11 protein-coding genes are annotated in these 14,027 nt (G+C 64.2%); 3 read left to right on the plus strand and 8 right to left on the minus strand.

Annotated elements, in window-relative coordinates; translation table 11 throughout:
- Positions 1-4 precede the first annotated feature (4 nt).
- On the minus strand, positions 5-1,126 hold the full coding sequence (locus tag U5A57_RS13515; RefSeq protein WP_321911563.1) for a LysR family transcriptional regulator: 1,122 nt from the start codon (positions 1,124-1,126) through the stop codon (positions 5-7).
- A 22-nt stretch (positions 1,127-1,148) separates the two neighbouring features.
- Positions 1,149-2,507 carry an oxalate/formate MFS antiporter gene (gene oxlT, locus U5A57_RS13520; protein ID WP_321911564.1) on the minus strand — a complete coding sequence of 453 codons (1,359 nt, stop codon included), beginning with the start codon at positions 2,505-2,507 and terminating at the stop codon, positions 1,149-1,151.
- Between the two features lie 369 nt (positions 2,508-2,876).
- Between oxlT and U5A57_RS13525 the strand changes: the two genes are divergently transcribed.
- On the plus strand, positions 2,877-3,821 hold the full coding sequence (locus tag U5A57_RS13525) for a LysR family transcriptional regulator (RefSeq protein ID WP_321911566.1): 945 nt from the start codon (positions 2,877-2,879) through the stop codon (positions 3,819-3,821).
- 117 nt (positions 3,822-3,938) lie between these two features.
- Here U5A57_RS13525 and U5A57_RS13530 read toward each other — a convergent pair whose 3' ends face one another.
- From U5A57_RS13530 to U5A57_RS13550, 5 genes are all read right to left on the minus strand, one after another.
- Complete coding sequence (locus tag U5A57_RS13530) at positions 3,939-4,913, minus strand: hypothetical protein (RefSeq protein ID WP_321911568.1); 975 nt, start codon at positions 4,911-4,913, stop codon at positions 3,939-3,941.
- Between the two features lie 49 nt (positions 4,914-4,962).
- Positions 4,963-5,775, minus strand: a complete 813-nt coding sequence (locus tag U5A57_RS13535; protein WP_321911570.1) for a fumarylacetoacetate hydrolase family protein — start codon at positions 5,773-5,775, stop codon at positions 4,963-4,965.
- Between the two features lie 17 nt (positions 5,776-5,792).
- Positions 5,793-7,040 carry a formyl-CoA transferase gene (frc, locus tag U5A57_RS13540; protein ID WP_321911572.1) on the minus strand — a complete coding sequence of 416 codons (1,248 nt, stop codon included), beginning with the start codon at positions 7,038-7,040 and terminating at the stop codon, positions 5,793-5,795.
- Between the two features lie 456 nt (positions 7,041-7,496).
- Positions 7,497-8,225, minus strand: a complete 729-nt coding sequence (locus U5A57_RS13545; protein ID WP_321911573.1) for a GntR family transcriptional regulator — start codon at positions 8,223-8,225, stop codon at positions 7,497-7,499.
- Positions 8,206-8,442, minus strand: coding sequence for a hypothetical protein (locus U5A57_RS13550; RefSeq protein ID WP_321911574.1), 237 nt, complete (start codon positions 8,440-8,442; stop codon positions 8,206-8,208). Before U5A57_RS13550 ends, U5A57_RS13545 begins: the two co-directional genes overlap by 20 nt.
- A 559-nt stretch (positions 8,443-9,001) precedes the next feature.
- Here U5A57_RS13550 and U5A57_RS13555 point away from each other — a divergent pair.
- On the plus strand, positions 9,002-9,451 hold the full coding sequence (locus U5A57_RS13555) for a DUF2917 domain-containing protein (RefSeq protein ID WP_321911575.1): 450 nt from the start codon (positions 9,002-9,004) through the stop codon (positions 9,449-9,451).
- Between the two features lie 106 nt (positions 9,452-9,557).
- Here U5A57_RS13555 and U5A57_RS13560 read toward each other — a convergent pair whose 3' ends face one another.
- Positions 9,558-10,721 (minus strand): porin, encoded by a 1,164-nt coding sequence (locus U5A57_RS13560; protein WP_321911576.1) that lies wholly within the window; start codon positions 10,719-10,721, stop codon positions 9,558-9,560.
- A gap of 628 nt (positions 10,722-11,349) precedes the next feature.
- Here U5A57_RS13560 and mprF point away from each other — a divergent pair.
- Positions 11,350-13,959, plus strand: a complete 2,610-nt coding sequence (gene mprF, locus U5A57_RS13565) for a bifunctional lysylphosphatidylglycerol flippase/synthetase MprF (RefSeq protein ID WP_321911577.1) — start codon at positions 11,350-11,352, stop codon at positions 13,957-13,959.
- Positions 13,960-14,027 lie beyond the last annotated feature (68 nt).

The raw sequence follows: 14,027 nt of genomic DNA on the forward strand, positions 1-14,027 counted from the left end.
CGCGCTATTCGATGCGCGCGTGTGTGCGGGTCACTTGCAGCGGCGGCGGCGCATCGGCGCTGCGCAGCGCGACGCGCATCGGCGCGCCGTTCGAGCCGCGCATCGGCGAGCCGTCGATGGAGGTTTCCGGCAGCGCTTCGTTGTCCTGCGACGAAGCCTCCGCGTCCGAACCGTCTGGCGCCGCGCTGTCCGCCATAAACTGCGACCACGCCGCCTGAGCGCAAGGCCGCAGCGAACGATGGCGGCGGCGCACGAGCATCGTCGTCACGTTGACGACAGGATGCAGCAAACGCGTAACGAGCGGCCCCGCAGGCGCAGGCCAGTGACACGTTGCGTGCGCAACTTCCCCTGAGCGATGCGCATGCCCTGCGCGCGCGCCCTCCACGCACACCGGCAGCACGCCGATGCCCATGCCGAGCTGCGCCATGCGCGCCACGCCCGCCACGTGCGCGAACTCCTGCAGCGGCCTCCCCTCGGGCCGCAGACCGTCCAGCGCGCGCATCACCGCACCGCGGCAGCCCGCGTCGCGATTGAGCGTGACGAGCGGCTCGCGCGCGAGATCGTCCCATCGCAGCGCCCCCTGTAGCGCAAGCGGATGGTGCGCGGGCAAGAGCGCGCATAGCGGTGTGGCGGAAAGCGGCTGCACGTCGAGATTGCCGCTCGCGAACGGCACGCTTTCGGCGATCACGCCGAAATCGGCCTCGCCCTGCTCGACCGCCTGCAGCACAGCCGCCTGCGGCAAGTCCTGCAATTGCAGCGTGAGCGAAGGAAAGGCCGCGGCGCAGCGCGCGAGCGCGGCGGGCACCCAGGTCGACGAGAGCACCGGGTTGCTCGCCACGAGCACCACGCCGCTATGCGACTGGTGCGCGTCGCGGCCCTCGCTGAGCGCCATCTCGATCTCGTCGAGCAGGCGGCCGATGCGCCGCTCGAAGCCGCTGCCCGCGAGCGTGAGCTCGACCTGGCGCGTGGTGCGGTCGAAGAGCTTGAGTTCGACCGCTTCTTCCAGTTCGCGCACGCAGCGGCTCACCGCCGACTGCGTGAGCCCGAACTCGCGCGCGGCGCGTGTGAAGCTGCGCGCCCGCGCCACCGCGACGAACACCTTGAGTTGCTGGAGCGATACGTTCATCGACATGGCGGGCCCGCGCGCTTCATTCGCCGCTTTGGTTGGACCAGTGCGGCAATCCCGCGCCCGTATTCGTTGCCAGCGTGACGTTGGGCTCGCTGCCTGCTTCGTTGCTTGCTTCGCTGCTTTGTTCGATCAGGCGCTTGCGCATCGGTGCGAGGAAGAACTTGGCGCTCACGCCCGCCGCGATCGTGATGACCGCAGCCGCGATGAACACGGCGCTCCAGCCGCCCGTGGCAGACAGCACCGAGGCTACCGGCACGAGCAGCGCGGCGGTGCCCTTCGCGGTGTACAGCGTGCCGGCATTGGAGGCGGCGTACTTGCTGCCGAACGTGTCCGCGCAGATGGCCGGAAAGATCGAGAAGATCTCACCCCAGAACAGGAAGATCAGCGCAGCGAAGACCATGAATGCATACGGGTTCGTGCCGAACTGCATCATGCCGAGCAGCGCGAGCCCTTCGCCCACGAAGATCAGGAACATCGCGTTCTCACGGCCGATCTTGTCGGAAATGAAACCGCACAGCGGACGCGTAAAGCCGTTGCAGATGTTGTCGATCGAGAGCGTGAGCGTGAGCAGCGGCAGCGTCATGCCGAATACCGTCATCGGAATGCGGGCGAGGCCCCAGTCCTTGGCGATCGGTCCGATCTGCGCCGTTGCCATCAGGCCGCCAGCGGCCACCGCGACGAAGCAGATGTAGATCACCCAGAACACCGGCTGCTTGACCATCTGCCCCGGCGTGTAATCGACGCGCGAGACGAGACTGCGGCCAGCCACGACGAAGGAGCGCGGCGGCACCGGCTTTACGAGCAGGAACGAGAGCACGAGGATCGACACGCCCTGCAACACGCCGAAGAAGAAGAACGTGTGCTCGTAGCCTGAGCGCGTGATCATGTTCGCAATCGGAATTACCGTCACGGCAGCGCCGGCGCCGAAGCCCGCGGCCGTGAGACCGGCGGCGAGACCGCGGCGGTCCGGGAACCACTTGAGCGCGTTGCCCACGCAGGTGCCATACACGCCGCCCGCGCCGATACCCGCGATCACGGCAGAAACGTAGAGCATCGGCAGCGTCGTGACGTAGGAGTTGATCACCCAGGCGAGGCCTGCGCAAACCGCGCCGCCTGCCACGACCGGACGCGGGCCAAACTTGTCGACGAGCCAGCCTTCCACCGGCACGAGCCAGGTCTCGGTCAGAATAAAGATCGAGAACGCCAGTTGAATCTCCGCCTGGCCCCAGTGGTGACGCGAGTTCATCGGTGCGACGAACAGCGTCCATGCGTATTGCAGGTTGGCAACGAGCGCCATGCATAGCATGCCCACCACCAGTTGAAACCAGCGGTTCGTCCAGAACGGACCGCTCTCGCTCCTCTGACCGATTGCATTCATATCGCTTGTCTCCGCTATCTATTCATTGCAGCCGCGCAATTGCGGGTCTGCATAAATTCAGGCTTATGGTTTTATCTTTTTCACTTCCAGATGCTGTTTTTTATTGGCCAGATGAATCAGATATTCGAATTAAAATTCGTCAATCCTCATTCACCCTGACCGTACAGCAAACCCCTTAAAACATCGTTAAACAAGGGCTTTTCTACGTGTTGTCCCTTATGAAATCGTATTTCCGAGCGTTAACCCGAACATAGATTCGAGCACGTCGCACGGCATTCGGATGCCTTTCAACTATGCTAGGGTGATTGCTGAATTACTCACAATTAAAGTTTGTTATTATGTGGATTCAGTATCCTTTATGGTTCGGCCATGACGATGCGAAACGCCACGCTGCGCCAGCTCAAGGTCTTCGAGACCGTGGCGCGCCACCTCAGTTTTTCGCGTGCTGCGGAAGAGCTGCATCTCACCCAGCCGGCCGTTTCTACGCAGGTTCGGCAGCTCGAAGATCACGCAGGCCTGCCGCTCTTCGAGCAGCTCGGCAAGAAGATCTATCTCACGCCCGCGGGCACGGAGATGCTCCACTACAGCCGCGCGATCATGCAGCAGTTCCACGAAGTCGACGAGGCGATGAGCCAGCTAAAGGGCGTCTCGGGCGGCAAGCTCAACGTGGCCGTCATTAGCGCCGGCGATTACTTCTTTCCGCGCCTGCTGGCTGAGTTCACGCGCCGCTACAAGGGCGTCGCGCTCAATCTCTCCGTGCACAACCGCGAGCAGCTGCTCCAGCAGCTCGCCACCAACCAGACCGATCTCGCCGTGATGGTGCGGCCGCCCCACGCAACCGACGCCATCAACGAGCCGTTTGCGCCGCACCCGTACGTGATCGTCGCGGCGCCCTCGCATCCGCTTGCGCACAAGCGCGCCATCAAGCTCAGCACGCTCGCCAACGAGGCGTTCATCGTGCGCGAGCGCGGCTCGGACACATGGAATTCGATGGAAGAAGGCTTCGCCGGGAAGATCACGAACCTCAAGATCGCCATGGAGATTCAAAGCACCGAAACGATCAAGCAGGCCGTGATCGCGGGCATGGGCATCGCGTTTCTCTCGGCGCACACCATCAGCCTCGAATTGCAGGTCGGCCACCTCACGGTGCTCGACGTCGAAGGCTTCCCGGTCATGCTCAACTGGTACGTCGTGCACCGGAAAAACAAGCGCCTGCCGCCCGTCGCGCTCGCGTTCAAGCGCTTCCTCATGGAGGAAGGCGCCGCGCTCATCGAGAACATTACAAAAGTGTCAGAAGCAAGTTTGCATAAGTAAGGTTTTATACCTACGCCAAAAACTATCACGCATGGCTAATCATTCGCGTCGTGTTGCGCGTTCTGTCGTGTTCCCCTGCTCCCGTAGATGATCTTGTGATGCCTTTGGCGGGCTGCCTCAGTGCGGCCCTTGCCGCTGCCGCAACGCGCCGCCCCGGCTGCGCCGCCGCCGTGGCAAGTCCTGTGACGCGTGATGACCCGCGCGCCCCGGGCCGCCATGCGGCGCGTCGTTCGCGGCCAGCCACGCCGGTTCGAAGGCGCCGCCGCCGCAGGCCGCGACCAGCAGTTCGTCCGGCACACCCGCGAAGCTCGCGTTGAATATTGCACTGAAGGGCTCGCTTGACAGTGACGCCTCGACCGCGCCCGTACGCGCGAGCCGCGGCCGCCTCGCGCCGCTCATGAGCCGCGCGCCCAGTGCCGCACACAGCACGCTCGCCGCTACCAGTATGGAGATTTCGACGTCGGGGCAAGCACGCACGCTCAGGAACCCATAGCCGAGCGCCGCTGCAAGCAGCAGCGCCATGACATGAACGACGCGGTCGCCACGGCCGAACGGCACGCGCCTTCGAGCCGCGCCACTCGCTCGTGCGCCACGGCTGAACAGACTCAGCGCACCGCCGACCAGCAACGCGCCGGTCGCCACCGCGATGAACAGCGCCACGCGCTCGATCGGACTACGCTCAGGCTGCAACACGTAGCCAATGAAAGCGCCGATCAACACACTCGCGCCCGAAACACCGCCGAGCAGCGCGGCCGTCCGCGCACGTCGCGTGAGGTCGCGCCGGCCCGCGAGGCACAGACCGCCCAGCACACCCGCTTCGACAGCGACCGTCGCAACGGGCGACTGCATCCAGCCCGCGGCGATCAAGCCGGGCGGCACGGTCAACAGCAATGCGAACGAAATGGCGAAGGCGAGCCGATGCTTGTGCGGCGCAGCAGCACGCTTTGCACAGCGCAGCGCGGCACGGGAACGTGACGACGACCATGCACGGACCGGCGCGAGCGCCGCTAATTGTGCAAATGCACAGACGAGCCATGCGAATAGCGCACCCACACCCAGCCACGCCAGGTCGCCAGCCAGTTGCTCCGGCATCTCTCCTCCTCGCGCGGCATGTCTGCCGCGCGTCTTTGGTTTTACGCCATCAGGCCCCGCTCTCTACGGCAGCAAGCGACTCGCTCTGCGCGCATGCGGTGCCCAACATATTGCTCAACGTGCCAATCCCTTCGATGGTGACCTCGACAGTTGCGCCATCAACGATCGAGCCTACGCCGAGTGAAGTCCCGCACGCAATCACGTCACCCGGTTCGAGCGTCAGATCCTGCGAAATGAGGCTCACCTGCTGCGCCGGCGAAAACACCATGTCGTCGAGCGGATAATTCTGGCGCTCCACACCATCGAGTTTCGTGACAACGCGTGCGCGCTGCCAGTCGAACCCGGAAACGATCGCCGGGCCCAGACAACAGAACGTATCGAAACCTTTGGCTCGGCACCATTGCGGGAAGTGCGGATTCTCGGTGATGAGGCCCGCAGCCGTGACGTCGTTGACGATCGTGTAGCCGAAGATCGCCGACTCGGCCTCCTGGACGCTCGCGTCGCGGCAGCGCTTGCCGATCACGATGCCGAGTTCGCCTTCGAACACGATTTTTCCCGCATAGTGGGCAGGACGCCGAATCAATTCCGCAGAGCCGATCACCGAAGCCGCCGGCTTGATGAGGAAAAGCGGGTGCGAAGGCACCGGCTTTTCCAGCTTCGCGGCGAGCGCGTGAAAATTGTTCCAGAGCGCGACCACCTTGCCGGGCGCGCAAGGCGCAAGCGGCGTGAGCGCGCGCAGCGACAGCACTGCGCCGGTGGGCACCGGCTGATCGAGCCCTTCGTATTCGTGCAGGTAACCGTTCTCGACGCGGCCGAACACAATGCTCCCGTCGCTCGCCATCAAACGCATCCACGTTTCCATGTTTTCGCTCCCTGGTTTCAAACGGCGCCAGACACGCGCAGCGAGTGAATCTCGTCCTTCGTGTAGCCGAATTCAGCGAGCACCTCGTCGGTGTGTTCGCCGAGCAGCGGAGAACGCGTGACTTCGGTCGGGCTGTCCGAGAGCTTGATCGGGTTGCCCACCGTGAGGTACTTGCCCCGCACCGGGTGATCCACCTCGACGATCGTTCCGCTCGCGCGCAGCGATTCGTCGCCCGCGATCTCCTTCATCGAAAGAATCGGGCCGCATGGAATGTCGTAGCGGTTGAGCAAGGCCATCGCGTCGAACTTCGTGCGGTGCATGGTCCAGTGCTCGATTTCGTCGAAGATCGCCTTCAAGCGCGGCAGACGCGCATTCGGCGTGGCGTAGTCCGGGTCGTCGATCCACTCCTCGCGTCCGATCAGCTTGCAGATCCGGTCCCACACCGGTGCCTGCGCGATGAAGTAGATATAAGCGTTCGGGTCGGTCTCCCACCCCTTGCACTTGAGAATCCAGCCCGGCTGCCCGCCACCCGACGCATTGCCGGCGCGCGGCACCGCTTCACCGAAACTGTCGTTGGGGTACTGCGGGTACTCCTTCATGACGCCGGTGCGTTCGAGCCGCTGCTGGTCGCGCAGCTTCACGCGGCACAGGTTGAGCACGCCGTCCTGCATGGCTGCGAGCACCTTTTGGCCGCGCCCCGTATGCGTGCGCTGATAGAGCGCCGTGACGATGCCGAGCGCGAGATGCAGGCCAGTGCCGCTGTCGCCGATCTGCGCGCCCGAAACGACCGGCGGACCGTCGTCGAAGCCGGTCGTCGAAGCCGCACCGCCCACGCACTGCGCAACGTTCTCGTAGACCTTGCAGTCCTCATAGGGCCCAGGACCGAAGCCCTTCACCGAGGCGACAATCATGCGCGGGTTCAGTGTCTGGATATGTTCCCAGCTGAAGCCCATGCGCTCGAGCGCACCCGGCGCGAAGTTCTCGACCAGCACGTCGCAGTCGCGAATGAGCCGCTCGAGCACCCGCTTGCCTTGCGGGTTCTTCGTGTCGAGCGTGAGCGAACGCTTGTTGCCGTTGAGCATCGTGAAGTAGAGGCTGTCTGCGTCCGGCAGGTCGCGCAGCTGTTCCCGCGTGATGTCGCCAGCGCCTGCACGCTCTACCTTGATCACGTCCGCGCCGAACCAGGCGAGCAGTTGCGTGCAGGTGGGTCCCGACTGCACATGCGTGAAATCGAGGATGCGCACGCCGTTCAATGCCTTGCCCATGTCATATCTCCTTATCTAATCGTGGCCGGGCGAGTTTTCGAAAATCGGTGGGGTTGCGTGGGCAGAGGCGTTTCGCGCCATGGCGCGACATCTGCGTCCTTGAGCAATACGGTATGTGATATATCAGAACGAGGCAAGAGGGGAATTGCTCATCGGGAATGCCATTAGAATCGCGTCAAAGCCTTGCCCAGCCTGGCTTTCGCGCAAGTTCGACGTCGTTGACGCGGTGCACACGAGGGAAAACCCCGAGAATCTATCGCGCCTGATATGCCAGATTCCGTGTGAAGGATGGCTGTAAGGGCCCGCGATTTGGTCAGGGATGCCAGGGGTTGATGCGCATAAAGTCGGCCGGTGGAGGCCTTTGAGCCACCGGGACGCGCTGGGACGTTACTGCATGCAAAACGGGAGACCCGAAGGTCTCCCGTTTTGCACTAACCGCGGCGCTAGTTGCGCACTTCAGTCAAGGAAATCGCAGTTCTTCTCGACGTAAACCGCGAGATCGAGCGAATGCTGGCGCACGAGCTTTTCCGCCAGCTCGGTGTCGCGCTTCTCGAGCGCCTCGATAATGCGCAGATGGTCGACGATCGAGCGCGAGGCCCGGTCGCTCTGCGAGATCGTCATGCGGCGAATGGCGCGCACGTGCACGAAGATGTTCTTGATGGTGTCGAGAATGATCTGCGACTTGGAAAGCTCGACAATCGCCTGGTGGAACGCGATGTTGGCGTCCGAGTACTCGGCGATATGCTCGGCCGGCGTGCTGTCGCGGAAGTCGTCGAACATGTGGCGCAGCCGCGCGATTTCCTCGTCGGTGGCGTGAACCGTGGCGAGGCGTGCGGCCATGCTTTCGAGCGCCGCCCACATCTGGATCATCTCCACGATCTCGCGCTTGCTCTTGCGCACAATATAGATGCCACGGCGGGGCACCATGCGCAGGAAGCCTTCCTGCTCGAGCAGCGTCATGGCCTCGCGCACGGGCGTGCGGCTCACGCCGAGCGACTCACTCAGCACGCGCTCGTCGAGCCGGATTTCTTCGCGTGTCTGGTAGATGTCGGCGTCGGCAATGGCCTGGCGCAGCATGGCGTAAGCCTGATCGCGCAGGCTCAGTGTTGCGTTGATGGGCTGCAGCGCCAGCTTGAGCGGCGCCGCTTCCCGGCTTGCTACTACTTCAGTTTGTTCTGACGACATTGATTACCTCTTTTCCGACCTGCGGACGGATTCGCGGACCGAATTGTGCACGACGCACCGCCTTCGCGCGCGGCGCTTCGCCCAAACCGACGTACCGGCCATGCTGTGCAGCTTGCTCAATAGCAGACTGCGGCAGCCACCTGGCGATCATGACCGTAGCAGCCGCACCCAGACCCACAACCGCAGCACCGAAAAGTGCGAGAGAAACGAAATCCATTTGAAGCTCCGCATGATTGAGTAATCGAATAACTCAATCATATGCTGCGTTGCGGCAGAAAGCAATATTCTGTATGTGATATATCAGATGCAGTCGTTTCCGCACAACACTTCGATGCTTCCGGGGCTCAGCAGGGGGTGCGCTCCCACATTATGGGTACAGTCGACCGTATATCTATGAAAAACAACCCATGCTAGTGAGAAACCGGTACGGCCCGCAAGAGGATACGGCATCGAAGGGCACGATCGCGTCAGGCAAACGTGTGAACGAGACTCGCGCGCAACACACACTACGGCCGCCAAAGCTATTTAAGCATTTCAGGTTGACAGCGCGGCGAGCCACCCCGCACACTCGACCCATGCACACTTCCGTCACCCGCCTCGTCATCGCAAACACGATGAATCATCCGTGGAAAACCCATATGGGTCGTCCACGGGGATGGTGTGCGTACTAGCAGTCTGTCGTCACGCAAATCACAAGCCCCGCCGGCATCGACGGGGCTTTTTGTTTTTCTGGGTGGCAGCGCTCCGTTCGTCGGCTCCAAAAAATGGAGAACACGATGGATGACGCATTTCAGGCAGCTTCACAGCCCGCTTCACAAGCCGCTTTACAGTCCACTTCACAGCCCACCGCGCAACCCGCTCCGCTGACCGTTGCAGACGCAACCGACCGCTTCGACGACCCGTTGCCCTCGCAGTCGGTCCACTTCGCCGTGCCGCCCATGCGCACGCTCACGTGGCGCGTGAATGCGTCAGCCACGCTGCGGGTTCAATCAGCCCAGGTGTGGGTCACGCGCGCCCGCTCGCCCTACGACCACTGGCTGCAGCCGGGCGAGACGCTGCGCCTCGAACGCGGCGAGCGCATCTGGCTCAGCACCGAGGCTGTTTTGCCGGCGCGCGTGAGCATCACGAGCGCATGGCAGCCGCCGTTTGCGGGCGTGCAGCGCTGTAGGGAACGCCTTGCCGCCTGGCTTGCGCTGCTCACGCTACGGCGCTCGCCCGAGGCGTGAAGCCCGCGCGCCGGATGCGCTTTGAGCCGAAGCCAGGGCCGCACACGCCAAAACGCCGGATACGCCGCTCAATGGGCGCATCCGGCGTCGTAAGACGGGCGCTGACTCAGAACTTGTGCCGCAGCCCGAGGTTCACGATGGTTTGGTTCGACGTGCCCGCGTAGCCATACGAACCGATCGAAGCCTCGGCCGGCATCGAGCCGCCCGAGCCGTTGCCCGTATCGCCGCTCGCGTGCTGCCACGCCGCCGTCATGTACAGGTCGGTGCGCTTCGAGAGGCTGTAGTCCGCGCCGAGCGAGACCTGGTTGTAGCTCGCCGTCGTATCGCCATTGGCATGCGTATAGCTGTAGCCAAGACCCAGGAGCAGCGCGGGGGTCAGCTGATAGTTCAGGAAGCCCTGGCCGGTGTTGTACTTCTGGGTGTTGAGGAACACCGAGCTGCCGTCCGGCGAGTAGCGCGCATTGCTGTAGCCGAGGCCGAAGGTGAACTGGCCGAGCTGGTACTGCGCCGCCGCGCGCGCAATGGTGAGCGAGTGCGCCGTGGCGTAGCCGGAGTTGATCGGGCCGTCGAAGGTGCCGTCCGAGGTGCTCGTCCAGCCGTCGGTGCGAATGCCGTTCACCGCCTGGCTGTTCGTCGCGTAGAAGTAACCGCCGGCGAGCGCGAGCGGGCCGTTGGTGTAGTTGACCGCCGCCGAGTACGACTGCTCGGCGCCGGTCGAGCCCGCCACGCCGCCAAACGAGTACATCGCCGCGACCTGCAGGCCGCTCCACACGGGCGTCGTGTACTTGACGGCATTGTTCACGCGGAAGCTGTTGTCGTAGTTGTCGACGTCGCCCGCCGTTGCGAACACGGAGCCGAAATAGTTGTCGGCCGTGATCCCCTGCACGAGATCGATGAGCGGGTCGTACTGCCGCCCCAGCGTTAGCGAACCGTACTGCTCAGCCGTCAAGCCCACGTACGCCTGCCGCCCGAACAGCCTGCCGCCTTGCGCGAGCGAGCCTGTCGACGGGTTGAAGCCGTTTTCCAACTGAAAGATTGCCTTGAGGCCGCCGCCGAGATCTTCGGCGCCCTTCAAACCCCATCGCGAGCCGGAGAGATTGCCATTGCTGCTGTTGCCGAGCGCCCAGAGGTTGTTGCTGCCTTCGGCGTGGTTGACGTACGTGATCGAGGTGTCGATGGTCCCGTACAGCGTCACGCTGGTCTGTGCCTGAGCCATGCCGGCAACCCCGAGCGCGGCAAGCGAAAGGGAAGTCAAGGCTAGTCTGTTCACGTCTTTCTCCCGGCGCAGTAAAACAACTCTTGACCAAAGCAGACTAACTCGCCCGTCGAGCAATGTAAAAGGATTAAACAAGCTGTCTCGAATTAGTGACAGCGGTTTCACGAAGCGCCTGGATAACTGCCGAAACATTATCTCCCGCTGCGAAACAATGCACTGATCGCCCTCCTGCAACGCCCGCCAGGCAAGGCTTTCGGAGAACCGACCAAACCGGCGAGCGTTTCAATATGTGATATACAAGCCCGCATTGCTCATAACTTAACGATCACCTTATCGCTTCAACTTATCTGTTAATTAGGCTTTGCAAACATTAATCGACACGAGATAATTCCCCAATTAAATCCGCTAGTTAGGATGCAGCATTGCGCCCGATCGATCCGTACCCAAAAGCGGTTTCTTGTGCCGGGGCGTCAACCGGCGGGTAGTCCTATGCGTTTGCTGAGCTTAACTAGTCCTTTCCGAACGATTACGATTCGACTCGAATTTCCGGTTCGCGGCGCGAGGTGCGCGAGAACCGGCCTCGCAAGAACGTAAACGCAGAACGCGAATAAACGCGATGTCACCGCCGGGGAAGCTGTAACAGTCGATACGGCGACACCGCAGAGAGCCACCAGACCGATCCATGTCTCAATCGCATTCTTCACGCGCGGCGCGCGCCCTCGAGGCGCTGCGCCGCCGTGCCGGAGCCCTGCGCCTGCAGCGCTTTGTCGCGCCGGCGTTCGCGCTCGGCATCTGCGCGCTGCTGCTGGTCGTGTTCCAGCACCTCTCGCGCACGGTCGACTACCACTCGGTGATCCGCCAGCTCTGGACGCTCACGCCAGCGCAATGGGCCGGCGCGCTCGCCGCCACGGCCGTGAGCTTCGTCGCGCTGGTCGGACGCGACGCCGTGGGCCTGCGCTACCTCGGCGCGCGCGTCTCGCGCGGCGCGCTGTGGGCCGGCGCGATCGCCGGCTCGGCGCTTGGCAACGTCACCGGCTTCGGCGCGCTCACAGGCGGCGCCGTGCGCTGCCGCGTGTATGGTGGCGCCGGCGTCACGCCCGCGCAGATCGGCCGCATGACGGTGTTCACGAGCGTCACGCTCGCCCTCGCACTCGTGCTCATGACCGCGCTCGGCATGGTGGGCGCTGCCGGCACGCTCTCCGGCCTGCTGCATCTCTCGCCCGACGAATTGCGCCTGATCGGCGGCGTGGTGCTCGGCTGCGGCGCGGTGCTCGTGATCCTCTGCCCGGCCCACGCACAAGAGATCGAGCCGTTTGGCCGCGCATGGCTGCGCTTTTCCGTGCCGGCGCGGCGCGACCTCGTTGCGCAATTGCTGCTGGCCGCGCTCGACGTGGTCGGCGCCGGGCTCGCGCTCTGGTCGGTCATGCCGCACGCACTCCTCGGCTTCACCGACTTCCTCACCGTCTATTGCGCCGCCATGCTGCTCGGCCTGATCGGCCACACGCCCGGCGGCATCGGCGTGTTCGAAGCCGCCATGGTCTACGCGCTCGGCCCGAGCGTGCCGACCTCCAAGGTGCTAGCCGCGCTGCTCGCCTATCGCGCGATCTATTTCGGCGCGCCGCTCGCGCTCGCGGCGGGCGTGCTCGCGGTATTCGAAGGCCGCGCGCTCAAAACTCCGCTCAGCGCCCGCTTTGCGAAGCGCGGCGCCGACGGCGTCTCGCAGCTCGCGCCGCTCTTTCTCGCCATCGTCACGTTCGTGACCGGCAGCATGCTCGTGATCTCGGGCGCCACGCCCGCGTTCTCCAAGCGCATCGCGCTGCTGCAAACCATCGTGCCGCTGTGGGTGCTCGAAAGCTCGCAATTGATGGGCAGCCTCTTCGGCGTGCTGCTCCTCTTCGTCGCGCGCGGCCTGCTGCGGCGCCTCGACGCCGCCTGGTGGCTCGCGCTCGTGATCGCCGTGGCCAACCTCGCGCTCTCGCTTGCCAAGGGCCTCGCCTTCGTCGAAGCGGGCGTGCTGTGCGTGCTGATCGTGCTGCTCCTCGCTACGCGCAAGCGCTTTAACCGCCATTCGTCGATGTTCTCCGAGCGCTTCACGCCGGCCTGGCTCGCCTCGGTCGGCTGCGTGATCGCGCTTGCCGTATGGGTGCTGCTGTTCGCGTTCCGCGACGTGCAGTACTCGCAGAGTCTCTGGTGGCAATTCGCCTTCCACAGCCGCGCCCCGCGCGCACTGCGCGCCACGCTCGGCGCAGGCGTGTTCGCCGCCGCGCTCGCGCTGTGGCAACTGTTGCGCCCCGCCGCGGGCCGCTTCGTGATGCCGCCGAGCGAAGACCTCGAAGAGGCCGCGCGCATCGTGCGTGCGCAGGAGCGCAGCGACGCGGGCCTCGCGCTGATGGGCGACAAGAGCTTCCTCTTCTCCGCCTCGCGCAAGGCATTCCTGATGTACGCGAAGCGCGGCCGCACGTGGGCGGCGCTGCACGACCCGGTCGGCCCGCGCGAAGAATGGCCGGCGCTGATCCGCGAATTCGTCACACTCGCGCACGCGCACAACGGCCGCGCGGCGTTCTACCAGGTGCGCGCCGACGCGCTGCCGCTCTATCTCGACGCCGGCCTCACGCTGATGAAGCTCGGCGAGGAAGCGCGCGTGATGCTGCAGGAATTCGACCTGAAGGGTCCACAGCGCGCGCATTTGCGCTACGCGCTCAAGCGCGGCGAACGCGACGGCTTTTCGATCGAACACATCGAGCCCACGCAGATGGGCGCGAGCCTGCCGGTGCTGCGCGCGATCTCCGACGCCTGGCTGCAGGACCGCGAAGCGCGCGAAAAGAGCTTCTCGGTGGCCGCGTTCGACGACGACTATCTCGCCGCGCAGTCCGTGCTGCTGATCCGCCAGAACGGCGAGCCGCTCGCGTTCGTCACCTTCATGACGACCGATCTGAATACCGACGCGACGGTGGGCGTCATGCGCCATTTGCCCGGCGCCTCGCCCTACGCGATGGAGTATCTGTTCACGCAGCTCGCACTGCATCTGAAGGCCGCCGGCTACCAGTCGCTCTCGCTCGGCATGGCGCCGCTCTCGGGCATGGGTCCCACGCCGCTTGCTTCGTCGTGGCACCGGCTCGCGGGCTTCATCTGGCGCTTCGGCGGCCGCTTCTATAACTTCCGGGGGCTGCGCGGCTTCAAGAACAAGTTCGCGCCGCGCTGGGAACCGCGCTATCTGGCCGCTTCGGGCTCGATCAGCGTGTTCATCACCCTCGCCGATCTATCGCTGCTGGCAGGAGGCTGGCGCTCATGACATTCCGTATCACCAGGCTGCCGCGCCTCGCAGGCACGGCAGCGGGCGCCGCTGTGCTCGCGTTTTTC

It is taken from the genome of Paraburkholderia sp. J11-2 (assembly GCF_905220185.1).
Lineage (GTDB): Bacteria > Pseudomonadota > Gammaproteobacteria > Burkholderiales > Burkholderiaceae > Paraburkholderia.